This is a genomic window from Pseudomonas sp. GD03944 (assembly GCF_029839275.1).
GTDB lineage: Bacteria > Pseudomonadota > Gammaproteobacteria > Pseudomonadales > Pseudomonadaceae > Aquipseudomonas.
The window spans coordinates 80361-101358 of sequence record NZ_JAOCAH010000008.1 but is presented as its reverse complement, the minus strand read 5'-3'; the positions used below and the strand labels follow the sequence as shown (position 1 = coordinate 101358).

At 64.6% G+C, this 20998-nt stretch carries 27 protein-coding genes; 18 read left to right on the top strand and 9 right to left on the bottom strand.

Annotated features, from left to right (window positions below):
- Window positions 1-18: 18 nt before the first annotated feature.
- From hslU to N5C28_RS14220, 6 genes are all read left to right on the top strand, one after another.
- Window positions 19-1359: an ATP-dependent protease ATPase subunit HslU gene (gene hslU / locus N5C28_RS14245; protein ID WP_279823242.1), complete on the top strand. Its 1341-nt coding sequence runs from the start codon at window positions 19-21 to the stop codon at window positions 1357-1359.
- Window positions 1360-1444: 85 nt separating this feature from the next.
- Window positions 1445-1816: a DUF971 domain-containing protein gene (locus N5C28_RS14240; protein WP_279823240.1), complete on the top strand. Its 372-nt coding sequence runs from the start codon at window positions 1445-1447 to the stop codon at window positions 1814-1816.
- A 312-nt stretch (window positions 1817-2128) separates the two neighbouring features.
- Window positions 2129-3808, top strand: coding sequence for a class II poly(R)-hydroxyalkanoic acid synthase (phaC, locus tag N5C28_RS14235; protein ID WP_279823239.1), 1680 nt, complete (start codon window positions 2129-2131; stop codon window positions 3806-3808).
- Between the two features lie 150 nt (window positions 3809-3958).
- Window positions 3959-4816, top strand: coding sequence for a poly(3-hydroxyalkanoate) depolymerase (phaZ, locus tag N5C28_RS14230; protein ID WP_279823238.1), 858 nt, complete (start codon window positions 3959-3961; stop codon window positions 4814-4816).
- A 219-nt stretch (window positions 4817-5035) separates the two neighbouring features.
- The gene (gene phaC / locus N5C28_RS14225) at window positions 5036-6718 is read left to right on the top strand and encodes a class II poly(R)-hydroxyalkanoic acid synthase (protein ID WP_279823237.1); all 1683 of its coding nucleotides are present in this window, start codon (window positions 5036-5038) and stop codon (window positions 6716-6718) included.
- A 73-nt stretch (window positions 6719-6791) separates the two neighbouring features.
- On the top strand, window positions 6792-7406 hold the full coding sequence (locus N5C28_RS14220; protein WP_279823235.1) for a TetR/AcrR family transcriptional regulator: 615 nt from the start codon (window positions 6792-6794) through the stop codon (window positions 7404-7406).
- Window positions 7407-7463: 57 nt separating this feature from the next.
- On the opposite strand, the gene N5C28_RS14215 is transcribed toward N5C28_RS14220, so the two are convergent.
- The 3 genes from N5C28_RS14215 to N5C28_RS14205 form a co-directional block, all read right to left on the bottom strand.
- A complete protein-coding gene (locus tag N5C28_RS14215) occupies window positions 7464-8390 on the bottom strand; it encodes a phasin family protein (RefSeq protein WP_279823234.1) in 927 nt (308 codons plus the stop codon).
- 10 nt (window positions 8391-8400) lie between these two features.
- A complete protein-coding gene (locus tag N5C28_RS14210) occupies window positions 8401-8823 on the bottom strand; it encodes a phasin family protein (protein ID WP_279823233.1) in 423 nt (140 codons plus the stop codon).
- Between the two features lie 119 nt (window positions 8824-8942).
- Complete coding sequence (locus tag N5C28_RS14205; protein WP_279823232.1) at window positions 8943-9221, bottom strand: polyhydroxyalkanoic acid system family protein; 279 nt, start codon at window positions 9219-9221, stop codon at window positions 8943-8945.
- A gap of 204 nt (window positions 9222-9425) precedes the next feature.
- On the opposite strand from N5C28_RS14205, the gene ubiE reads away from it, so the two are divergent.
- The 9 genes from ubiE to N5C28_RS14160 all read left to right on the top strand — a co-directional run bounded on the left by ubiE (window position 9426) and on the right by N5C28_RS14160 (window position 15361).
- Window positions 9426-10196 carry a bifunctional demethylmenaquinone methyltransferase/2-methoxy-6-polyprenyl-1,4-benzoquinol methylase UbiE gene (gene ubiE, locus N5C28_RS14200; RefSeq protein WP_279823231.1) on the top strand — a complete coding sequence of 257 codons (771 nt, stop codon included), beginning with the start codon at window positions 9426-9428 and terminating at the stop codon, window positions 10194-10196.
- Entirely contained in the window at window positions 10196-10813 is a 618-nt protein-coding gene (locus N5C28_RS14195; RefSeq protein ID WP_279823229.1) for an SCP2 sterol-binding domain-containing protein, read from the top strand. The genes ubiE and N5C28_RS14195 overlap by 1 nt, the downstream gene beginning before the upstream one ends.
- Complete coding sequence (gene ubiB / locus N5C28_RS14190) at window positions 10810-12399, top strand: ubiquinone biosynthesis regulatory protein kinase UbiB (protein ID WP_279823228.1); 1590 nt, start codon at window positions 10810-10812, stop codon at window positions 12397-12399. The genes N5C28_RS14195 and ubiB overlap by 4 nt, the downstream gene beginning before the upstream one ends.
- 79 nt (window positions 12400-12478) lie before the next feature.
- Window positions 12479-12877 (top strand): phosphoribosyl-AMP cyclohydrolase, encoded by a 399-nt coding sequence (gene hisI / locus N5C28_RS14185; RefSeq protein WP_279823226.1) that lies wholly within the window; start codon window positions 12479-12481, stop codon window positions 12875-12877.
- Complete coding sequence (locus N5C28_RS14180) at window positions 12870-13205, top strand: phosphoribosyl-ATP diphosphatase (protein WP_279823225.1); 336 nt, start codon at window positions 12870-12872, stop codon at window positions 13203-13205. The genes hisI and N5C28_RS14180 overlap by 8 nt, the downstream gene beginning before the upstream one ends.
- Before the next feature lie 22 nt (window positions 13206-13227).
- Window positions 13228-13497: a twin-arginine translocase TatA/TatE family subunit gene (locus N5C28_RS14175; RefSeq protein ID WP_279823224.1), complete on the top strand. Its 270-nt coding sequence runs from the start codon at window positions 13228-13230 to the stop codon at window positions 13495-13497.
- 9 nt (window positions 13498-13506) lie between these two features.
- On the top strand, window positions 13507-13866 hold the full coding sequence (gene tatB, locus N5C28_RS14170) for a Sec-independent protein translocase protein TatB (protein WP_279823223.1): 360 nt from the start codon (window positions 13507-13509) through the stop codon (window positions 13864-13866).
- Window positions 13863-14657, top strand: a complete 795-nt coding sequence (gene tatC, locus N5C28_RS14165; protein ID WP_279823222.1) for a twin-arginine translocase subunit TatC — start codon at window positions 13863-13865, stop codon at window positions 14655-14657. The genes tatB and tatC overlap by 4 nt, the downstream gene beginning before the upstream one ends.
- Entirely contained in the window at window positions 14654-15361 is a 708-nt protein-coding gene (locus N5C28_RS14160; protein WP_279823221.1) for a 16S rRNA (uracil(1498)-N(3))-methyltransferase, read from the top strand. Before tatC ends, N5C28_RS14160 begins: the two co-directional genes overlap by 4 nt.
- A gap of 6 nt (window positions 15362-15367) precedes the next feature.
- Here N5C28_RS14160 and N5C28_RS14155 read toward each other — a convergent pair whose 3' ends face one another.
- Window positions 15368-15856, bottom strand: coding sequence for a helix-turn-helix domain-containing protein (locus N5C28_RS14155; RefSeq protein ID WP_279823219.1), 489 nt, complete (start codon window positions 15854-15856; stop codon window positions 15368-15370).
- A 149-nt stretch (window positions 15857-16005) separates the two neighbouring features.
- On the opposite strand from N5C28_RS14155, the gene N5C28_RS14150 reads away from it, so the two are divergent.
- Window positions 16006-16734 carry an SDR family oxidoreductase gene (locus tag N5C28_RS14150; protein ID WP_279823199.1) on the top strand — a complete coding sequence of 243 codons (729 nt, stop codon included), beginning with the start codon at window positions 16006-16008 and terminating at the stop codon, window positions 16732-16734.
- A 193-nt stretch (window positions 16735-16927) separates the two neighbouring features.
- Window positions 16928-17515 (top strand): 2-hydroxychromene-2-carboxylate isomerase, encoded by a 588-nt coding sequence (locus tag N5C28_RS14145; protein WP_279823198.1) that lies wholly within the window; start codon window positions 16928-16930, stop codon window positions 17513-17515.
- A gap of 6 nt (window positions 17516-17521) precedes the next feature.
- Here the strand turns inward: N5C28_RS14145 and dtd are convergent, their stop codons facing one another.
- The gene (gene dtd / locus N5C28_RS14140; RefSeq protein ID WP_279823197.1) at window positions 17522-17959 is read right to left on the bottom strand and encodes a D-aminoacyl-tRNA deacylase; all 438 of its coding nucleotides are present in this window, start codon (window positions 17957-17959) and stop codon (window positions 17522-17524) included.
- Window positions 17956-18927: a prolyl aminopeptidase gene (gene pip / locus N5C28_RS14135; RefSeq protein WP_279823196.1), complete on the bottom strand. Its 972-nt coding sequence runs from the start codon at window positions 18925-18927 to the stop codon at window positions 17956-17958. Before pip ends, dtd begins: the two co-directional genes overlap by 4 nt.
- A gap of 112 nt (window positions 18928-19039) precedes the next feature.
- On the opposite strand from pip, the gene N5C28_RS14130 reads away from it, so the two are divergent.
- Window positions 19040-19474, top strand: coding sequence for a hypothetical protein (locus N5C28_RS14130; RefSeq protein WP_279823195.1), 435 nt, complete (start codon window positions 19040-19042; stop codon window positions 19472-19474).
- A 19-nt stretch (window positions 19475-19493) separates the two neighbouring features.
- Here the strand turns inward: N5C28_RS14130 and N5C28_RS14125 are convergent, their stop codons facing one another.
- The 3 genes from N5C28_RS14125 to N5C28_RS14115 form a co-directional block, all read right to left on the bottom strand.
- On the bottom strand, window positions 19494-20054 hold the full coding sequence (locus N5C28_RS14125) for a lipocalin family protein (RefSeq protein ID WP_279823193.1): 561 nt from the start codon (window positions 20052-20054) through the stop codon (window positions 19494-19496).
- Between the two features lie 11 nt (window positions 20055-20065).
- A complete protein-coding gene (locus N5C28_RS14120; RefSeq protein WP_279823192.1) occupies window positions 20066-20320 on the bottom strand; it encodes a hypothetical protein in 255 nt (84 codons plus the stop codon).
- 68 nt (window positions 20321-20388) lie between these two features.
- Window positions 20389-20997, bottom strand: a complete 609-nt coding sequence (locus N5C28_RS14115; protein ID WP_279823189.1) for a DUF924 domain-containing protein — start codon at window positions 20995-20997, stop codon at window positions 20389-20391.
- Between the last annotated feature and the right edge of the window lies 1 nt (window position 20998).

Sequence of the window (20998 nt, the reverse complement as noted above, 5' to 3'; positions counted from 1 at the left end):
TCCCGTTTGGAGCCCCGTATGTCCATGACCCCTCGTGAGATCGTCCACGAACTCAATCGCCACATCATCGGCCAGGACGACGCCAAGCGCGCCGTCGCCATCGCCCTGCGCAACCGCTGGCGGCGCATGCAGCTGCCGGTCGAGCTGCGCGCCGAAGTGACCCCGAAGAACATCCTGATGATCGGCCCGACCGGTGTCGGCAAGACCGAAATCGCCCGCCGCCTGGCCAAACTGGCCAACGCGCCGTTCCTCAAGGTCGAAGCCACCAAGTTCACCGAAGTGGGCTATGTCGGCCGCGATGTCGAATCGATCATCCGCGACCTGGCCGATGCGGCGGTGAAAATGCTCCGCGAGCAGGAAATGGTGAAGGTTCGCCACCGTGCCGAAGACGCCGCCGAAGAGCGCATTCTCGATGCCCTGCTGCCCCCGGCTCGTACCGGTTTCAACGAGGAAGCCGCCCCGAGCAGCGATTCCAACACCCGTCAGCTGTTCCGCAAGCGCCTGCGCGAAGGCCAGCTGGACGACAAGGAAATCGACATCGAAGTGGCCGACGCCCCGGCCGGCATCGAAATCATGACCCCGCCAGGCATGGAAGAGATGACCAACCAGCTGCAGAACCTGTTCTCCAGCATGGGCAAGGGCAAGAAGAAGAGCCGCAAGCTCAAGGTCAAGGAAGCGCTCAAGCTCATCCGTGACGAAGAGGCCGCGCGCCTGGTCAACGAGGAAGAGCTCAAGGCCCGCGCCCTGGAAGCCGTGGAGCAGAACGGCATCGTTTTCATCGACGAAATCGACAAGGTCGCCAAGCGCGGCAACACCGGCGGTGCCGATGTCTCCCGTGAGGGCGTACAGCGTGACCTGCTGCCGCTGATCGAGGGCTGCACGGTCAACACCAAGCTGGGCATGGTCAAGACCGACCACATCCTGTTCATCGCCTCCGGCGCGTTCCACCTGAGCAAGCCCAGTGACCTGGTGCCGGAGCTGCAGGGCCGCTTGCCGATCCGCGTGGAGCTCAAGGCACTGTCGCCGGAAGACTTCGAGCGCATCCTCACCGAACCGCACGCGTCGCTGACCGAACAGTACGCCGCCCTGCTCAACACCGAAGGACTGAAGATCGCCTTCGCCGAAGACGGTATCAAGCGACTCGCAGAGATCGCCTGGCAGGTCAACGAAAAGACCGAGAACATCGGCGCGCGCCGCCTGCATACGCTGCTGGAGCGCCTGCTGGAGGAGGTCTCGTTCAGCGCCGGTGACCTCGCCGCGCAGCACAACGATGCGCCGATCGCCATCGACGCGGCCTACGTCAACAGCCACCTGGGCGAGCTGGCCCAGGACGAAGACCTGTCGCGCTACATCCTGTAACCGCTACGCTGCGCGAGCGGGCGTGCTTGCGATCCACCCGGATCGCGAGCACGCTTGCCAGCAGACCCGCCGATTGGAACGCCCCATGCGCATCCCCTCCTCGATCAAGCTGCACAAGGCCTCGCGCACCCTGGAACTGCAATACGGTGCCGAACACTTCACCCTGAGCGCCGAACTGCTGCGCGTGCATTCCCCCTCGGCCGAGGTGCAGGGCCACGGCAAACCGGTGCTGCAGACCGGCAAGATCAACGTCGCCCTGGAACGCATCGAGCCCGCGGGCAACTACGCGCTCAAACTGTGCTTCGACGATGGCCACGACAGCGGCCTGTTCACCTGGGATTACCTTTACCAACTGGCCACCCGCCAGGACGAACTCTGGCGCGATTACCTCGCCGCCCTGGAGGCTGCCGGCAAATCCCGCGACCCCAACGAGTCCGTCGTCAAACTGATGCTGTAAGCCAACCGGCGAGCCAGAGTGCTCGTCATGGTCCCGTCCGTCGTCCGCCTCGCCCGCTGCCATCCGGTTAGAACGCATTTTCTAATCCCGGACGGCATACTCCTGCGCAATCACGCGCTATCGCGACCAACTTGCGCAAACTCACAAACTCGGGTAACCAAGGAACTGGCAGGTTCCCTGCATTGGGTCCTCAGGCTGAATGCACGAAAGCAGCGGAGCAATCCGCCCCCGGTAACCCGAGCAATGCCAGGCCCCGTGTCGCCGAGCACAACACAGCGCCGGTATTCGTCTCAGGACAATGGAGCGTCGTAGATGACAGATAAAAATAATGATGACCTGAAACGCCAAGCTTCCGAAAACACCCTTGGCCTCAATCCGGTCATCGGCATTCGTGGTAAAGACCTGCTGACCTCAGCGCGTATGGTGCTCGCTCAAGCCATCAAGCAACCCTTTCACAGTGCCAAGCATGTCGCCCACTTCGGCCTCGAACTGAAGAACGTCATGCTCGGCCAGTCGAGCCTCAGCCCCGAGGACGGCGACCGTCGCTTCGCCGACCCGGCCTGGAGCCAGAACCCGCTCTACCGCCGCTACCTGCAGACCTACCTGGCCTGGCGCAAGGAACTGCACGACTGGATCGAGCACAGCTCGTTGTCCGAGCAGGACGCCAGCCGCGGCCACTTCGTGATCAACCTGATGACCGAAGCCATGGCCCCGTCCAACAGCATGGCCAACCCGGCCGCGGTCAAACGCTTCTTCGAGACCGGCGGCAAGAGCCTGCTCGACGGCCTTTCGCACCTGGCCAAGGACATGGTCAACAACGGCGGCATGCCCAGCCAGGTGAACATGGCGGCCTTCGAGGTCGGCAAGAACCTCTCCACCACCGAAGGCGCGGTGGTGTTCCGCAACGACGTGCTGGAGCTGATCCAGTACAAGCCGATCACCGAAAGCGTGCACGAACGCCCGCTGCTGGTGGTGCCGCCGCAGATCAACAAGTTCTACGTATTCGACCTGTCGCCGGACAAGAGCCTGGCGCGCTTCCTGTTGCGCAGCCAGGTGCAGACCTTCGTGGTCAGCTGGCGCAACCCGACCAAGGCCCAGCGCGAGTGGGGCCTGTCGACCTACATCGAGGCGCTGAAGGAAGCCATCGACGTGATCTGCGCCATCACCGGCAGCAAGGACGTCAACATGCTCGGCGCCTGCTCCGGCGGCCTGACCACCGCTTCGCTGCTCGGCCACTACGCCGCCCTCGGCGAGCAGAAGGTGCATGCCCTGACCCTGCTGGTCAGCGTGCTCGACACCCAGCTCGACACCCAGGTGGCGCTGTTCGCCGACGAGAAGACCCTGGAGGCCGCCAAGCGCCGCTCCTACCAGGCCGGCGTGCTGGAAGGCAGCGACATGGCCAAGGTCTTCGCCTGGATGCGCCCCAACGACCTGATCTGGAACTACTGGGTCAACAACTACCTGCTGGGCAACGAGCCGCCGGTGTTCGACATCCTCTACTGGAACAACGACACCACGCGCCTGCCAGCCGCCCTGCACGGCGAATTCATCGAGATGTTCCAGACCAACCCGCTGACCCGTTCCGGCGCCCTGGAAGTCTGCGGCACGCCGATCGACCTGAAGCAGGTCACCTGCGACTTCTTCTGCGTCGCGGGCACCACCGACCACATCACCCCGTGGGACTCCTGCTACAAGTCGGCCCACCTGTTCGGCGGCAAGTGCGAGTTCGTGCTGTCCAACAGCGGCCATATCCAGAGCATCCTCAACCCGCCGGGCAACCCCAAGGCGCGGTACATGACCAACAGCGAGATGCCGGCCGATCCCAAGGCCTGGCAGGAAAGCTCGACCAAACACACCGATTCCTGGTGGCTGCACTGGCAGACCTGGCTGGCGGAGCGCTCCGGCGCGACCAAGAACGCCCCGGCCAAGCTCGGCAACAAGAAATACCCGGCGGGCGAAGCGGCTCCGGGCACCTACGTGCACGAGCGCTGATTGACCTGCTCTGCAACACTGCTTGCGGCACGGGAGGTGCCGCTCGCCGCGACGGCCTGGCCGGGCGCGGCGTGCCAGGCTAGCCCTGGTCATTCCGGAAACGGCCTGGACGGTCGTATCCGGCGCTCAACTCGATAACAGGCCGCGCGTATGCCGCAACCATTCGTCTTCCGCACCATCGACCTCGATGGGCAGACCATCCGTACCGCGGTGCGCCCTGGCAACGGGGCGCTGGTGCCGCTGCTGATCTTCAACGGCATCGGCGCCAACCTGGAGCTGGTGATGCCCTTCGTCGCGGCCCTCGACCCGGACATGGAGATCATCGCCTTCGACGTCCCTGGCGTCGGCGGCTCTTCCACCCCGGCCACGCCCTACCGCTTCCCCGGGCTGGCCAAGCTGGCCGCGCGCATGCTCGATTACCTCGACTACGGCCAGGTCAACGCCATTGGCGTGTCCTGGGGCGGCGCCCTGGCCCAGCAGTTCGCCCACGATTATCCGGAGCGCTGCAAGAAGCTGATCCTAGCCGCCACGTCAGCAGGCGCGGTGATGGTGCCGGGCAAGCCCAAGGTGCTCTGGCGCATGGCCAGCCCGCGGCGCTACGTGCAGCCGTCCTATGGCGTGCGCATCGCCCCGGACATCTACGGTGGCGCCTTCCGCCGCGACCCCAAGCTGGCCATGGCCCATGCGAGCAAGGTGCGCTCGGGCGGCAAGATGGGCTATTACTGGCAGCTGTTCGCCGGCCTCGGCTGGACCAGCATCCACTGGCTGCACAAGATCCGCCAACCGACCCTGGTGATGGCCGGCGACGACGACCCGCTGATCCCGCTGATCAACATGCGCCTGCTGGCCTGGCGAATCCCCAACTCCGAACTGCACGTGATCGACGACGGCCACCTGTTCCTGGTGACCCGCGCCGAAGCCGTCGCCCCGATCATCATGAAATTCCTCGAGGAGGAGCGGCAGCGGGCCATCATGCACCCAAACCCCGTGCCCGCGCGCACGCACTGAGAACCTGCTACAACAGATAACCTGCACTGACGAACTGCCCCGGCGCCGCACCAAGGTGGTGCGGCGCTGCCTGGACTCGATGCATTTACCGGTTGTCGGTACGACCTGCTGTATCGCGAGCACGTGTCTGGAATGCACGTGGCCCGCGCATTGATACAAGCCTTGCTGCTGACCCCATGGATCTTGAGTCTCAACGGTCTGACGAAGGAGTGTTGCCCCATGCGAGACAAGTCACGTCGCGGTGCGCTGCCCGTACCGTCCAGCGTCATGAACGCCCAGAACGCGGTGGTTGGCCTGCGCGGGCGGGACCTGCTGTCCACCCTGCGCACCCTGGCGCTGCAAGGCCTCAAGCAGCCGGTGCACAGCGCCCGTCACGCCCTGGCGTTCGGCGGCCAGCTGGGCCGGGTGCTGCGCGGCGACACCCTGTACGCGGTCAACCCGCAGGATGCGCGCTTCGCCGACCCCACCTGGCGCCACAACCCCTTCTACCGGCGCAGCCTGCAGGCCTACCTGGCCTGGCAGAAGCAACTGAACAGCTGGATCGATGAGAGCGACCTGAGCGCCGATGACCGCGCCCGGGCGCGTTTCGTCTCCACCCTGCTCAGCGACGCCCTCTCGCCCTCCAACACCCTGCTCAACCCGCTGGCCGTCAAGGAGCTGTTCAACAGCGGTGGCAGCAGCGTGTTCAAGGGCCTGGGGCAATTGTTCGACGACCTGCTGCACAACGACGGCATGCCCAGCCAGGTCAGCAAACAGTCCTTCGAAGTGGGCCGCAACCTGGCCACCACCCCCGGCGCTGTCGTGTTTCGCAACGAACTGCTGGAGCTCATCCAGTACAAGCCTATGAGCGAAAAGCAGTTCGCCCGGCCGCTGCTGATCGTGCCGCCGCAGATCAACAAGTACTACATATTCGACCTGTCCAACGACAAGAGCTTCGTCCAGTACGCGCTGAAGAACGGCCTGCAGACCTTCATGGTCAGCTGGCGCAACCCGGATGCGCGGCACCGCGAATGGGGGCTGTCCACCTACGTGCAGGCGCTGGAAGAGGCCCTGGAGGTGTGCCGGGCCATCACCGGCAGCAAGGAAGTCAACCTGATGGGCGCCTGCGCCGGCGGTCTGAGCATCGCCGCGCTGCAGGGCCACCTGCAGGCCAGACGCCAGTTGCGCAAGGTGTCCAGCGCCACCTACATGGTCAGCCTGCTCGACAGCCAGATCGACAGCCCGGCCATGCTCTTCGCCGACGAGCAGACCCTGGAGACCGCCAAGCGCCGCTCTTACCAGCACGGCGTGCTGGACGGGCGCGACATGGCCAAGGTGTTCGCCTGGATGCGCCCCAACGACCTGATCTGGAACTACTGGATCAACAACTACCTGCTCGGCAAGAAGCCGCCGGCGTTCGACATCCTCTACTGGAACAACGACAACACCCGCCTGCCCGCAGCCCTGCACGGCGACCTGATCGACTTCTTCAAGCACAACCCGCTGACCCGGGCCGGCGCCCTGGAAGTCTGCGGCACCCCCATCGACCTGCAGAAAGTGACGGTCGACAGCTTCAGCGTGGCCGGCATCAACGACCACATCACCCCCTGGGACGCGGTCTATCGCTCGACCCTGCTGCTCGGTGGCGACCGGCGTTTCCTGCTGTCCAACAGCGGGCATATCCAGAGCATCCTCAACCCGCCTGGCAACCCCAAGGCCAACTACTACGAGAACGCCAAGCTGACCTCCGACCCGCGCGCCTGGTACCACGACGCACAGCACGTGCAGGGCAGCTGGTGGCCGCAGTGGCTGGAATGGATCCAGGCCCGCTCCGGCACGCAACGGGAAACCCTGACCGCGCTGGGCAACCAGACCTACCCGGCCATGGAGGCCGCGCCCGGCACTTATATCCACGTACGCTGAACAAGCCCTGGCTGGCCGTGGGCAACCCGGCCGGTTATCGTTCAGTTCCCCGAGGCCTGCACAAGAAGACCGGATGAAAACCCGCGAGCGTATCCTCGAATGTGCGCTGATGCTGTTCAACCAGCACGGCGAGCCCAATGTTTCCACCCTGGAAATCGCCAACGAGCTGGAGATCAGCCCGGGCAATCTCTACTACCACTTCCATGGCAAGGAGCCCCTGATCCTGGGGCTTTTCGAGCGCTTCCAGGCCGATATCGCGCCCCTGCTCGACCCGCCGGACGACGTGCGCCTGGACGCCGAGGACTACTGGCTGTTCCTGCACCTGATCGTCGAGAAGCTGGCTCAGTACCGTTTTCTGTTCCAGGACCTGTCCAACCTAGCGGGGCGCCTGCCCAAACTGGCCCGGGGGATTCGCAACTGGCTCAACGCCCTGAAGCGCACCCTGGCCTCGCTGCTCGCCCGCCTCAAGGCCCAGGGCCAGCTGACCAGCGACACCCCATCGCTCGGCCAACTGGTCGAGCAGATCACCCTGACCCTGCTTTTTTCCCTGGACTACCAGCGCATCATCGGCAGCGAAGGCGAGAGTCGCCTGGTGGTCTATCAGGTGATGATGCTGGTGGCGCCCCACCTGAAGAGCGAATCACGCTTCGCCGCCGAACACCTGGCGCAGCGCTACCTGGAAGCCTGACCCCAGAAACGCAAACGCCCGGCACGAGGCCGGGCGTTGCGAGAAACACCGTCACACTCAGGATTGAGTGATCGGGGTCACCGGTGCAGCTGGGGTGGTCGCCGGAGCGGTGGCTGCCGGAGTCGGTGCCGCGGGGGTAGCCGGCTTGGGTCCAGCGGGCTTGGCCGCGACAGGCTTCGGCGCTGCCGGCTTTTTCACTGCTGGCTTTTTCGCCGCCGCAGGCTTGGCAGCAGGTTTTGCCGCGGGTTTGGCTGCTGGCTTGGCGGCGGCTTTCACAGCGGGTTTCGCAGCCGGTTTGGCAGCGGGCTTGACCGCAGGCTTCGCAGCAGCGGCTGGCTTGGCAGCGGGTTTGACTGCCGGCTTGGCGGCGGCTTTCGCTGCCGGTTTGGCCGCAGGTTTAGCAGCAGGCTTGGCTGCCGGTTTCGCGGCGGCGGCCTTGACGGCGGGTTTGGCTGCCGGCTTGGCGGCTGGCTTCGACGCCGCCTTGGCGGCCGGTTTGGCCGCCGGCTTAACGGCGGGTTTGACCGCAGGCTTGGCTGCCGGCTTGACCGACTTGGCCGAGACGCCGGTGAGCTTTTCGAGCTGCTTGGTCAGGCTGTCGACTTTGTCGTTGAGCGACTTCACTTCATTGCGGCTCGGTACGCCGAGACGCGAGATCGCGTTGTTCAGGCGCTTGTCGAAAGCCTCTTCGAGCTCGCCCCACTTGCCGATCGCCTTGCCACGCACTTCATCGACCTTCGAGCGGGCGCTGCCAACGGTCGTACCGACCGAGGACTTCACGGAGCCCACCTGCTTGTCGACTTCGGCCTTGGCCTGCTTTTCAGCCTTCTCGCCATCCTTGACCAGGGTATCGAACAGCTTGGTGCCGTCCTTGCTGACCTTGGAGTATGCGCCCAAGCCCGCCAACCAGATCTGACGCGAGTATTTTTCAACCTCGCCGATCCAGGAGCTGGTCTGTTTTTCGGTTTTCTTTTTGACAGCCATCCTGCTCTCCTTATTTGGTACGCGCGACGTGCTCGAGCAACGCGCTCAGCTCATCCAGCTTAGCAGACAGTGTTTCAACATCCTGCTTGGACGGAATGCCGATACGATTCAGGGCACTGGCAACCCGAGTGTCGAACGCCTTTTCGATCTTGTCGAGTTGCACGTCAACCTTGCCCTTGACGCCGATGACCGTGTTTTTCACGCTGCCAATCTGCGAATTGGCCGCCTCGACCTGTTCATTGACCAGCTTTTTGCCTTTTTGCTCAACGCCTTCGCCAGTTTTTACCAGCTCCTTGAAGTAGCCGACGCCTTCCTGGCCGGCCTTTGCGTAGGCCCCAAGGCCCGCGAGCCAGATCTTGCGGGCGTAACCTTTAACGTCGGTCAGTACGGCGGCTTTATCTTCGACCGATTTTTTCACGGCAACTTTCGACATGGTGCACCTCACGCGATGTGTTCGAGGAAACGCCCACGGAATGCAGGCTTGGTGACACCGTACCGACGAAAATTAGAATCCACATACTAGGTTGTCATCCGACTGACATCGAACGCGCCCTAAGCCTTCAGGCTCTTGTCCAGCACCTCTTCGATCTCGCGTTTGATGGTGCCGCTCATGGCCGACAGCAGCAGGCCGAGGTTGAGCTGCACCCGGACCTGGTCTTCACCCACCACGATGCTGCCGTCGGCGCCGCTGCGCTTGAACTCCAGGGTGTCGCCGTTCCAGCGGTAGCGCACGTCGTATTCGCGGGCGAGGCGTTCGGCCAGTTGTTCGGCCTTTTCACGGGCGCCTTCGCGGCCGAGGGAATGGGGGCGTTCGATAGTGATTTTGGCCATGTGGTGTCTCCAGGGCAGGCAGGTGGGACATCGCGAAGGCGGTACCGGCAAGCCTCTGCCTGCGGGCCGCTGCGACGATCAGTCACACGACTATATCAGCCCGTCGGCGCCTGCCGCAGCGCATGTCAAGACACAGGAGGCGCACCGGGTTTAGAATGGCCGCCACTTTGATTGAGCCTCCTCTGCACTTTAGGTAAGGGCCACATGAACGATCCACGCAAGAACGACGGCAGCGAACCCACCACGCACTTTGGTTTCCAGGACGTGCCGGAAAGCCAGAAAGCGCAGAAAGTTGCCGAAGTCTTCCACTCGGTGGCGGCCAAGTACGACCTGATGAACGACCTGCTCTCGGGCGGCATGCACCGGCTGTGGAAACGCTTCACCATCGAGCTGTCCGGCGTGCGTTCGGGCAACCGCGTGCTGGACATCGCTGGCGGTACCGGCGACCTGACGAAGCAGTTCTCGCGCCTGGTCGGACCCACCGGCGAAGTGGTGCTGGCCGATATCAACGAATCCATGCTCAAGGTCGGCCGTGACCGTCTGCTGGACCGCGGCGTGGCCGGCAACGTCAAGTTCGTCCAGGCCGACGCGGAAAAGCTACCGTTCCCGGATAACCATTTCGATTGCGTGACCATTGCCTTCGGCCTGCGCAACGTGACCCACAAGGACGAGGCCATCCGCTCCATGCTGCGCGTCCTCAAGCCGGGCGGCCGCCTGCTGGTGCTGGAGTTCTCCAAGCCGTCCAGCAGCCTGCTGTCGAAGGTCTACGACACCTACTCGTTCAACTTCATGCCGCTGATGGGCAAGCTGATCACCAACGATGCCGAGAGCTACCGCTACCTGGCCGAGTCGATCCGCATGCACCCGGACCAGGACACGCTCAAGGCGATGATGGCCGAGGCCGGCTTCGAGCGCGTCACCTACCACAACATGACCGGCGGCATCGTCGCCCTGCACCGCGGTATCAAGCCCTGATGGTCATCAGCGGGCTACTGGCGGGTGTCGAGCTGGGGCTCAACCGGGTCCTGCGCATGGACAGTACCGCCCTGCCACGCCTGTCGGGCCTGGCCGGACGGGTGATTGCCGTGGACTGCCAGAAGCCCAGCCTGCAGCTGTTCATCCTCCCGGATGGCGAAGGCCTGCGCCTGGCAGCGAACTGGGCCGGCGAGGTCGACTGTCGCCTGCGCGCGCCCGCCTCCAGCCTGCTGCAACTGGCCATCAGCCGTGAAAAGACCGCCGTGCTGCACGGCCCCGAGGTCGAGCTGGAAGGCGACAGCGGGGTACTGCTCGAGCTGGCGGCGATCCTCCAGGACCTCGAGCTGGACTGGGAGTACGAGCTGTCGCACTGGCTCGGGCCCGTCGGTAGCCACCTGGTCGGTGCCCACGTGCGCAGCCGCGCCAACTGGACCGGGCAGACCCTGGACAGCCTGCGCCTGAACCTGGCCGACTACCTCAGCGAAGAATCACGCAGCTTGGTGGGTCAGCGCGAAGCCGATGCGCGCTTTGCCGAGCTCGACCGCCTCAAGCTGGCCCTCGACCGTCTCGATGCGCGCATTGAGCGCCTCGCCCAGAAGAATAAGCCCACCGCATGAAGCTGCTCGCCGTCCGCCGCCTGTTCCGCATCCAGCGTGTCGTCGTCCGTTACCGGCTGGACGACCTGCTGTTCGACCTGCCGCTCCCGTTCTGGATGAGGGCGTTGCGCTTTCTGCTGCCCTGGCGCTGGCTGCCCCGTGCACCGCTGGACCTGTCGCGGGGCGCACGCCTGCGCCTGGCCCTGGAAGAACTGGGGCCGATCTTCATCAAGTTCGGCCAGTTGCTGTCCACCCGCCGCGACCTGCTGCCGCCGGACATGGCCGACGAGCTGGCCAGGCTGCAGGACCAGGTGCCGCCGTTCGACCCGACCCAGTCCCTGGCGCTGATCGAGTCGCAGCTGGGCGCCAAGGTCGGCGAACTGTTCGCCCGCTTCGACGCCCAGCCCCTGGCATCGGCATCCGTGGCTCAGGTGCACGCCGCGCAGCTGAAAAGCGGCGAGGAAGTGGTCATCAAGGTGATCCGTCCCGGCCTCAAGCCGATCATCCGCCAGGACATCGCCTGGCTGTTCCTGCTCGCCAGGATCGCCGAAAAGGCCTCTGCCGATGCGCGCCGCCTGCGCCCGGTGGAAGTGGTCAGCGATTACGAAAAGACCATCTACGACGAACTCGACCTGCTGCGCGAGGCGGCCAACGCCAGCCAGCTGCGCCGCAACTTCGAGGGCTCGCCGCTGCTCTACGTGCCCCAGGTCTACTGGGACCTGTGCCGCCCGAAAGTGCTGGTGATGGAGCGCATCTACGGCGTGCCGGTGACCGACCTCGCCACCCTGGTGGACCAGCGCACAGACCTCAAGGCCCTGGCCGAGCGCGGCGTGGAAATCTTCTTCACCCAGGTGTTCCGCGACAGCTTCTTCCACGCCGACATGCACCCGGGCAACATCTTCGTCAGCACCCGCACGCCCTGGAACCCGCAATACATCGCCATCGACTGCGGCATCATCGGCAGCCTCACCGACGAGGACCAGGATTACCTGGCACGCAACCTGATCGCCTTCTTCAAGCGTGATTACCGCAAGGTGGCGCAGCTGCACATCGACTCAGGCTGGGTGCCGGTCGACACCAAGGTCAACGAATTCGAGGCGGCGATCCGCACCGTTTGCGAACCGATCTTCGAAAAACCGTTAAAGGATATTTCCTTCGGCCAGTTGCTGCTGCGCCTGTTCCAGACGGCGCGCCGCTTCAACATGGAAGTGCAGCCGCAACTGGTGCTGCTGCAGAAAACCCTGCTGAACATCGAAGGCCTGGGTCGCCAGCTGTACCCCGACCTGGACCTCTGGAGCACCGCTCAGCCCTTCCTGGAGCGCTGGATGCGCGAGCGGATCAGCCCCCTGCACCTGCTGCGCAACCTGCAGCAGCAGGCCGAACAGGTGCCTCACCTGTCGCAAATGGCCCGCGACACCCTGGAGCGCCTCAACCAGCAGGCCCCGGCGCGCCAGGAGCCAGACAGCCGCCGTGAAACCTGGCCGGTGCGCCTGCTCGGTGCCGCGCTGATCGGCGGTGCCGCCAGCCAGGGCCTGGCCCTGAACGTGCTGGACTGGACGAACTGGGCGATGCTGGCCGGCGGTCTCTATCTGGTACTGCGCCGATAGCCAGTCGGCCGCCGCACTGGCACACTTGGTCAATAGCCGGACGCGCTGGCGCCCGCCTCTGATTTCTGACGGAACACCGATGAACGATTGGCTCGACGACATCAACTGGAACAGCGACGGCCTGGTGCCGGCGATCGCCCAGGACCACAAGACCGGCCGCGTGCTGATGATGGCCTGGATGAACCGCGAATCCCTCGCCCTGACCGCTGCCGAGCAACGGGCTATCTACTGGTCGCGCTCGCGCGGCAAACTGTGGCGCAAGGGCGAAGAGTCCGGCCACGTGCAGAAACTGCATGAGCTGCGCCTGGACTGCGACGCCGACGTGATCATCCTGATGGTCGAGCAACTGGGCGGCATCGCCTGCCACACTGGCCGCGAAAGCTGCTTCTACCGGGTGCTGGAAAACGACGGCTGGAAAACCGTCGATGCCGTGCTGAAAGACCCCCACGCCATCTACGCAGGACACAAGCATGAGTGACACCCTGACCCGCCTCGCCGAGGTGCTGGAAGCGCGCAAGGGTGCAGCGGCCGACAGCTCCTACGTGGCCAGCCTCTATCACAAGGGGCTGAACAAGATTCTCGAGAAAGTCGGCGAGGAATCGGTGGAAGCCATTCTCGCCGCCAAGGACGCAGCCGCCAGTGGCGACTGCAGCGACCTGATCTACGAAACCGCGGACCTGTGGTTCCACAGCCTGGTCATGCTGGCCGCCCTCGGTCAGCACCCCCAGGCGGTACTGGACGAACTCGATCGCCGCTTCGGCCTGTCCGGGCATGCGGAAAAAGCCGCACGCACCGACACCCACTAATCAACCTCAAGAGGCTCCGTACATGGGCATTTTCGATTGGAAACACTGGCTGGTCATTCTCATCGTCGTGATTCTGGTGTTCGGTACCAAGAAGCTGAAGAACCTGGGTTCGGACCTCGGCGAAACCATCAAGGGTTTCCGCAAGGCGATGAACACCGACGACGAGCAGCAGCCAGGCGCTCCGGCCGATGCCGCCAAGCCGCAGCCGGCCCAGCCGACCGCTCCGCTGAACCAGCCGCACACCATCGACGCGCAGGCCCAGAAAGTCGAAGAGCCTGCTCGCAAGGACTGATCCCACGCCATGTTCGATATAGGCTTTTCCGAACTGCTCCTGGTCGGCCTGGTTGCCCTGGTTGTTCTCGGCCCGGAACGCCTGCCCGGTGCGGTGCGTACCGCCAGCCTGTGGATCGGCCGCCTGAAACGCAGCTTCCAGGCGATCAAGCAGGACGTGGAACGCGAACTCGGTGCCGATGAAATCCGCCGGCAGCTCCACAACGACAAGATTCTCGAACTGGAGCGCGAGATGCAGGCCATGAAACGCGACCTGCTCAGCCCGCCGGGCAGCAAGCCTGCCGAACCGACCATCAGCCCGGACCCGGCCGCCCCGAGCACACCGCCCGCGCCGCCACCCACCAGCCAGGACAAGCCTCAGCAACCATGAGTCGACTACCCGATGGCGATCAGGAAATGCCGCTGCTCTCGCACCTGACCGAGCTGCGCTCGCGCATGCTGCGGTGCATCGTCATGGTGTTCCTGCTGTTCGCCGGTCTGTTCTATTTCGCCCAGGACATCTACACCCTCGTCTCGGCGCCGCTGCGGGCGTACCTGCCGGAAGGCGCGACGATGATCGCCACCGGCGTCGCCTCGCCGTTCCTCACGCCGTTCAAGCTCACCGCCTGGGTCGCGCTGTTCCTCAGCGTGCCGGTGATCCTGCACCAGATCTGGGGTTTCATCGCTCCGGGCCTGTACAAGCACGAGAAGCGCATCGCGGTGCCGTTGCTGGTCTCCAGCATCATTCTGTTCTACAGCGGCATGGCCTTCGCCTACTTCCTGGTGTTCCCGATCATTTTCCACTTCTTCGCCAGCGTCACCCCGGACGGCGTGGCGATGATGACGGACATCAACGAGTACCTGAACTTCGTCCTCACGCTGTTCCTGGCCTTCGGCGTCGCCTTCGAGATCCCGGTCGCCACTTTCCTGCTGATCTGGGTCGGCATCGTCGATGTCGAAACCCTGCGCAAAAGCCGCCCCTACGTGATCGTCGGCTGCTTCGTGGTCGGCATGATCCTCACACCGCCCGACGTGTTCTCACAGACGCTCCTGGCGGTGCCGATGTGGCTGTTGTTCGAGGTGGGCGTGCTCTGTGGCAGCCTGATCAAGCGCGACCGCGACGCCGAGCACGAAGACGACGAAGCGGAAACCGAAGACCAGCCGCCCGCTCCCCAGCCGTGAACCTGCTGCTCCTGGAAGACAGTAACTTCGTGGCCGCTGACCGCGCCCTGCTTAGCGGGCGTCGCCTCAAACACCTGCACGAGGTACACCGCGCGGAGGCGGGCGACAGCCTCCGCGTCGGTCGGCTGAACGGGGCCATGGGCCGCGGCCAGCTGCTGCGCCTGGAGGCCGACGAGGCGGAGTTGCAGGTCACGCTCGACCAACCCGCTCCCGCCAAACTGCCCCTGACCCTCCTGCTGGCGCTGCCCCGGCCGAAGATGCTCAAGCGCGTGCTGCAGACCGTCAGCGCCATGGGCGTGCCGCGCCTGGTGCTGCTCAACAGCTACCGCGTGGAAAAAAGCTTCTGGCAGACACCATTCCTGGAACCGGAGGCGATTCGCGAGCAGCTGATTCTCGGCCTGGAGCAGGCCCGCGACACGGTGCTGCCTGAGGTGATCATCGAGAAGCGCTTCAAGCCCTTTGTAGAGGACCGCCTGCCGGCCCTGGTCGGCGACAGCCTGGGCCTGGTCGGACACCCGGGTGATTACCCGGCCTGCCCGCGTGCGGTCGAGCAACCGGTCACCCTGGCCATCGGCCCCGAGGGTGGCTGGATTCCCTACGAAGTGGAAAAACTGCAGGAGGCCGGCCTGCAACCCGTGCAGCTCGGCGAACGTATCCTGCGGGTCGAAACCGCCGTCACCGCGCTGCTCGCCCGCCTGTTCTGATCCCGCTCAGTCGCGATCCTTCCAATGCGCGGGCAGCAACTGCCCGGCGAACGCCGGCGCCTCCTCCAGGCGCACCTCATTGGCCAGCAACGGCTCACCGCATTCGGAGCACACCAGCACGCCGTGCATGGCATGGCCGCAACTGCGGTGCACGTGGCGGATCGGCGGGCCGTTCTCGTCGCTCATGTGCCGATCGCCCCAGTTCACCAGCGCCAGCACCGCCGGGTACAGCTCACGGCCCTTGTCGGTGAGACGGTATTCCTCCCGTACCGGCCGCGCCTGGTAGGCGACCTTGTCCAGCACACCGTGCTCGGCCAGTTTCTTCAGCCGCTCCGCCAGCAGATGACGGGTCACACCTAGGCGCTTCTCGAATTCGTCGAAGCGGCGAATCCCGAGAAAACACTCGCGCAGGATCAGCAACGTCCAGCGGTCCCCGACCACGGACAGGGTCCGTGCCAGCGAACAGGGTTGTTGGTCGAGCTCTTCCCAGCGCATCGGTGATTCTCCGGCAATCGATAACGCACGATAACTTGACAGGTTCCAAAACGGAACCCACTATCGAGCCAGGTTCCAAATAAGAACTAACAAGAACCACGTGCGTTCCGATCGCTTGCCGAGGAGTCCGCCCCACACGGAGAACCCGTATGTCACAGGAAAAAGCCGTCCTCGTGGTAGGCGCCGGCGATGCCACCGGCGGTGCCATTGCCAAGCGCTTTGCCCGCGAGGGCTACATCGCCTGCGTGGCCCGACGCAACGCTGACAAACTGGCGCCGCTGGTCGAGGAGATCGAAGCGGCAGGTGGACGGGCCCGCGCATTTGGCTGCGATGCCCGGATCGAAGAACAGGTCATCGACCTGCTCGCCACCATCGAACGGGAGGTCGCACCCATCGAGGTGGTGGTTTTCAACATCGGTGCCAACGTGCAGTTCTCGATCACCGAAACCACCGAGCGGGTCTACCGCAAGGTCTGGGAAATGGCCGCGCTGGCAGGTTTCCTGACCGGGCGCGAAGCGGCGAAAGTCATGCTCACCCGCGGCCGCGGCACCATCCTCTTCACCGGCGCCACCGCCTCGCTGCGCGGCCGCGCCAACTTCGCTGCCTTCGCCAGCGCCAAGTTCGCCCTGCGGGCTCTGGCCCAGAGCATGGCCCGCGAACTCGGCCCCAAGGGCATCCATGTCGCCCACCCGATCATCGACGGCGCCATCGATACCGCCTTCATCCGCGACACCTTTCCCGAGCTATACCAGCGCAAGGAACAGGACGGCATCCTCGACCCGGCACACATCGCCGAGACCTACTGGCAGATCCATTGCCAGCCACGGGACTGCTGGGTGCACGAACTGGACCTGCGACCCTGGACGGAAACCTTCTGACCCAGTGCTCCCCCAGGATTGCAGCCGAAAGCCGAGGGTATTCCGTAGGGTGGATGACGCTTCACCCATCCACCACCGCACACCTCATGGTGGATGAACAAAGCGTCATCCACCCTACGGGATCACGAGACGCGGAAACCTTTCCAGCCGCTGCACACCAGGCTAATAACAGGTCCTCCAAGAGGAGTACGCAATGAGCAAAACCGTTGAGTTCTTTTTCGATTTCGGCAGCCCCACCAGCTACCTGGCCTGGACCCAGTTGCCGCGTATCGCTGCCGATGCAGGCGCCGAGATTGCCTGGCGCCCGATGCTGCTGGGTGGGGTGTTCAAGGCCACCGGCAACCAGTCACCGATCAGCGTGCCGGCCAAGGGGCGCTACATGCTGCAGGACCTGGCCCGCTTCGCCACGCGCTATGGCGTGCCGATGGCCTTCAACCCGCACTTCCCGATCAACACCCTGACGCTGATGCGCGGCGCCACCGGCTACCTGGATACGCCGCACTTCGTCACCTACGTGCAGGCCATATTCGAGGCCCTGTGGGTGCAGCAGAAGAACCTCGGCAATCTCGAGGTCGTGGCCGAGGTGCTGGAGAAAGCCGGCCTCGACGCCACCGCGTTCGAGCGACTGGTCAGCGACGAAGCGGTCAAGGAGCGGCTCAAGCAGACCACCGAGGAAGCCATCCGCCGCGGGGTCTTCGGGGCGCCGACCTTCTTCGTCGGCAACGAACTGCATTTTGGCCAGGACCGCCTCGACTTCGTCGCCGAGGCGCTGGCCCGCTGAAGCGGCTCAGGTTTCCAGGAGAAAAGTCACCGGCCCGTCATTGACCAGATGCACCTGCATGTCGGCGCCGAAGCGCCCGGTGGCCACCGTGGGATGCTGACGCCGAGCCTGCTCGACCAGCAGGTCGAACAGCTCGGCGCCCAATGCGGGCGACGCGGCGCTGGAAAAGCTCGGGCGCAGGCCGCTTTTGGTGTCAGCCGCCAGGGTGAATTGCGAGACCAGCAACAGACCGCCACCGACATCACTGAGCGACAGGTTCATCTTGCCGTCGGCATCGCTGAACACCCGGTAGTTGAGCAGCTTGTGCAGCAGCTTGGCGACACTGGCCGGAGTGTCCTGGGGCTCGACCCCGACCAGCGCCAGCAGGCCCTGGTCCACCGCGCCAACCACTTCGCCGGCCACGTCCACCCGCGCGCTGCGTACCCGCTGGATCAGCGCCTTCACGCTTCGTCAGGCGCCAGGTTGAGCAGGCGCCGGGCGATCTGGTCGGTGGCGCGTACCAGGGCATCGGTGATGCCGATTTCCGACGCGGCATGGCCGGCATCGCGGATGATCTGCAGCTCGCTGTTGGGCCAGGCCTGGTGCAGGTCCCAGGCATTGTCCAGCGGGCAGATGACGTCGTAGCGGCCGTGCACGATGACACCCGGCAGGTGGGCGATCTTCGGCATGTCGCGCAGCAACTGGTCCGGCTCGAGGAAGGCGTTGTTGACGAAGTAATGGCACTCGATGCGGGCGATCGACAGTGCGCGATGGGCATCTGTGAAGCGATCGACCACCTGCGGGTTGGGGCGCAGCGTGAGGGTTTTGCCCTCCCAGGTCGACCAGGCCTTGGCGGCGTGCATCTGGGCGATCTGGTCGGAGCCGGTCAGGCGCTTGTAGAAGGCCTGCATCAGGTCGCCGCGCTCCTCCACCGGAATCGGCGCCACGTAGTCCTGCCAGTAATCGGGGAACAGGCGGCTGGCGCCTTCCTGGTAGAACCAGCGGAACTCCTGCGGGCGGCAGAGAAAGATGCCCCGCAGGATCAGCGCGTGGATGCGCTCCGGATGACGCTGGGCATAGGCCAGGGACAAGGTGGAGCCCCAGGAGCCACCGAACAGCACCCACTTGTCGATGCCCAGGTGCTCGCGGATTCGCTCGAGGTCGGCAACCAGGTCCCAGGTGGTGTTGTTTTCCAGGCTGGCATGGGGGGTCGAACGCCCGCAGCCGCGCTGATCGAAGGTGATGATGCGGTACAGGGTCGGGTCGAAGAAGCGGCGGCTCATGGCATCGCAACCCGCGCCCGGACCGCCGTGAATGAACACCACGGGCAGCCCATCCGGAGAGCCGCTTTCGTCCACGTAAAGCACATGCGGCGCCTCGACCGCCAGATCATGGCGGGCGTAGGGTTTGATCTCCGGATAGAAAGTCTGCATGGCTGGCTCCTGGATATGTGCGTACGGTACGGTCAGGCGTATAACGAGGCGTTACTGTCGCACCGACGTTTCCCGTCTGCCGGGCATCATAACCATGAAAAAGGAGTTCAGCATGTCAGCAAGGAAATTCACCCTGCCTTTTATGATGTTTTTCGCCCTGCTCGCCGGCTGCGGCGGCAACAGCGATCCGCAGGCGGCCCTGGAGGCCGCGGTGCAGCTACTGCAGGACAACCTCGAAACGAAGAAGACCAGTGCCGTGATGGACCAGCTGCACCCGGAGTTTTCCGCCCAGGAACAGTTCGACCGGGACTGGGCCCAGCGCACCATGACCCTGCTGTTTCTGCGCCACAAGAACGTCAAGGTGATCGCCCTGAGCAAGAGCAGCCAGGTCGACCCGACCTACAGCGAGAAAGGCCACACCGATGCCCAGGTGGCCCTGACCGGCGCCGAGGGCCTGATCCCCAACAGCGCCAAGCACTATGGAGTCAAGCTCGAATGGTGGCTGGACGACGGCGAATGGAAGCTGGCACGCCTGCGCTGGGAATGACCGGCGCAGGTGCCTGAGGTCAGGGGCGCGGCAGCTCGCTGTCCGGCGTGCGCCAGATCAGCTTGTCGGTGTCGTAGCCCTGGCCCTTGGCGACTTCCAGCAGTTTGTCGCGCAGCTCTGGGGCGACCTCCTGCTCACGGGACAGCAGCCACAGGTAACGGCGGTTGGGGTTACCCACCAGTGCCGTGCGGTAGTCGCCATCCACGTACAGCACCCAGTAGTCGCCCTTGGCCACGCCAGGCAGCGCCTTGCTGAACCAGTTGTCGAAACGTACCCAGAGCTTGTCGGTCTTGCCCTCGACCTGGGCCACGGCCTCGCCCTCGGCCTGCTGCCAGTCGCGGTCGTCGGTGAGGCAGCGGTTCAGCACATGGATGCTGCCGTCGTCCTGCAGGTCGTAATGGGCCTCGGACTGCACGCAGTCGCGCTGGAAGAACATCGGCAGGCGCGCCTGTTCGTACCAGGTGCCCTGATAGCGCTCGAGATCGACATTCTCGGCGGTCTTGGGCGGCACCACCCCGGTGCCCGAGTTGGCGCAGCCAGCCAGCGCTGCGAGGACGAACAAACCAGCGAACACACGCATTTTCGACTCCTTTACTTCAAACCTTTGCCGGAAAACATCAAGACCTTGTCCCCGGCGTACTGCACGCTGATGAAGGTCTGCTGGTCGCCCCAGGTGCAGCTGGACATGCCCAGGGCGCCGGAGCACTCGGTGGCCTTGCCCAACAGGTTCTCGACCTCGACCTTGCTCATGCCGGCTTCGAGTTTCGAATAGTTATCCTGGTTGATCTTGTTGCAGGCAGCCAGCAACACACAGCACGCCAACATGGCGAAGTGACGGGGGGACATGGATGACGCTCCTGATGAATGGTCGCGGAAAGCTTGGCACAGTGCCATGCAACCTGCCTGCTTGGACGTCAGAAACGCGAGCCAGGTTCCAGCAGGAAGGCCTGTTCTTCAGCCGTGGAAGAGCGCCCGAGAATGGCGTTGCGGTGGGGGAAACGGGAAAAGCGCGCGATCACGCGCTGGTGCCGCTGCGCGTAGTCCAGGTAGTCGGCGAACGTCGGACGGTCGACGGGCGCTGACGCGCTGTGCAACCCGGAAAAGTACTCGACGGAACGCGCCTGGCTCGCCAGGTCTTCCGCGTGCTCCAGCACCAGGTAGATGAACACCCGCTGAAGCGGCGGCAGGTGCTGGTCCAACCCACGGGCCAAGCCCTCTTCCACCAGCGCCTGGGCCCGCGCGTCGCCGGCGAATGCCCGGGGCGTGTCGCGGAAGATCATGCGCGGCAACTGGTCCAGCAGCAGGACCGTGGCCAGCCAGCCGGAGGGTTGCGCGTGCCACGCCGTCAGTTCACCGGCCATGGCCTTGTCCACCCACTCGCCGAAACGCTCGCGGGCCTCCTGGTCCTGGCTGTCACGCTTGCCGAACCACAAACGCGACTGCGCAGCCGCCACCTCGGCAGCCGTCGCCCGGGGTTCGCTACCGAACCACCAGTCGAGCAACGGCTGCCAAGGCGCGGCCAAG

Excerpts from the sequence above, each read along its gene's own strand:
- hslU (WP_279823242.1), top strand. The coding sequence starts at position 19 with ATGTCCATGACCCCTCGTGAGATCGTCCACGAACTCAATCGCCACATC.
- N5C28_RS14240 (WP_279823240.1), top strand. The coding sequence starts at position 1,445 with ATGCGCATCCCCTCCTCGATCAAGCTGCACAAGGCCTCGCGCACCCTG.
- phaC (WP_279823239.1), top strand. The coding sequence starts at position 2,129 with ATGACAGATAAAAATAATGATGACCTGAAACGCCAAGCTTCCGAAAAC.
- phaZ (WP_279823238.1), top strand. The coding sequence starts at position 3,959 with ATGCCGCAACCATTCGTCTTCCGCACCATCGACCTCGATGGGCAGACC.
- phaC (WP_279823237.1), top strand. The coding sequence starts at position 5,036 with ATGCGAGACAAGTCACGTCGCGGTGCGCTGCCCGTACCGTCCAGCGTC.
- N5C28_RS14220 (WP_279823235.1), top strand. The coding sequence starts at position 6,792 with ATGAAAACCCGCGAGCGTATCCTCGAATGTGCGCTGATGCTGTTCAAC.
- N5C28_RS14215 (WP_279823234.1), bottom strand. The coding sequence starts at position 8,390 with ATGGCTGTCAAAAAGAAAACCGAAAAACAGACCAGCTCCTGGATCGGC.
- N5C28_RS14210 (WP_279823233.1), bottom strand. The coding sequence starts at position 8,823 with ATGTCGAAAGTTGCCGTGAAAAAATCGGTCGAAGATAAAGCCGCCGTA.
- N5C28_RS14205 (WP_279823232.1), bottom strand. The coding sequence starts at position 9,221 with ATGGCCAAAATCACTATCGAACGCCCCCATTCCCTCGGCCGCGAAGGC.
- ubiE (WP_279823231.1), top strand. The coding sequence starts at position 9,426 with ATGAACGATCCACGCAAGAACGACGGCAGCGAACCCACCACGCACTTT.
- N5C28_RS14195 (WP_279823229.1), top strand. The coding sequence starts at position 10,196 with ATGGTCATCAGCGGGCTACTGGCGGGTGTCGAGCTGGGGCTCAACCGG.
- ubiB (WP_279823228.1), top strand. The coding sequence starts at position 10,810 with ATGAAGCTGCTCGCCGTCCGCCGCCTGTTCCGCATCCAGCGTGTCGTC.
- hisI (WP_279823226.1), top strand. The coding sequence starts at position 12,479 with ATGAACGATTGGCTCGACGACATCAACTGGAACAGCGACGGCCTGGTG.
- N5C28_RS14180 (WP_279823225.1), top strand. The coding sequence starts at position 12,870 with ATGAGTGACACCCTGACCCGCCTCGCCGAGGTGCTGGAAGCGCGCAAG.
- N5C28_RS14175 (WP_279823224.1), top strand. The coding sequence starts at position 13,228 with ATGGGCATTTTCGATTGGAAACACTGGCTGGTCATTCTCATCGTCGTG.
- tatB (WP_279823223.1), top strand. The coding sequence starts at position 13,507 with ATGTTCGATATAGGCTTTTCCGAACTGCTCCTGGTCGGCCTGGTTGCC.
- tatC (WP_279823222.1), top strand. The coding sequence starts at position 13,863 with ATGAGTCGACTACCCGATGGCGATCAGGAAATGCCGCTGCTCTCGCAC.
- N5C28_RS14155 (WP_279823219.1), bottom strand. The coding sequence starts at position 15,856 with ATGCGCTGGGAAGAGCTCGACCAACAACCCTGTTCGCTGGCACGGACC.
- N5C28_RS14150 (WP_279823199.1), top strand. The coding sequence starts at position 16,006 with ATGTCACAGGAAAAAGCCGTCCTCGTGGTAGGCGCCGGCGATGCCACC.
- N5C28_RS14145 (WP_279823198.1), top strand. The coding sequence starts at position 16,928 with ATGAGCAAAACCGTTGAGTTCTTTTTCGATTTCGGCAGCCCCACCAGC.
- pip (WP_279823196.1), bottom strand. The coding sequence starts at position 18,927 with ATGCAGACTTTCTATCCGGAGATCAAACCCTACGCCCGCCATGATCTG.
- N5C28_RS14130 (WP_279823195.1), top strand. The coding sequence starts at position 19,040 with ATGTCAGCAAGGAAATTCACCCTGCCTTTTATGATGTTTTTCGCCCTG.
- N5C28_RS14125 (WP_279823193.1), bottom strand. The coding sequence starts at position 20,054 with ATGCGTGTGTTCGCTGGTTTGTTCGTCCTCGCAGCGCTGGCTGGCTGC.
- N5C28_RS14120 (WP_279823192.1), bottom strand. The coding sequence starts at position 20,320 with ATGTCCCCCCGTCACTTCGCCATGTTGGCGTGCTGTGTGTTGCTGGCT.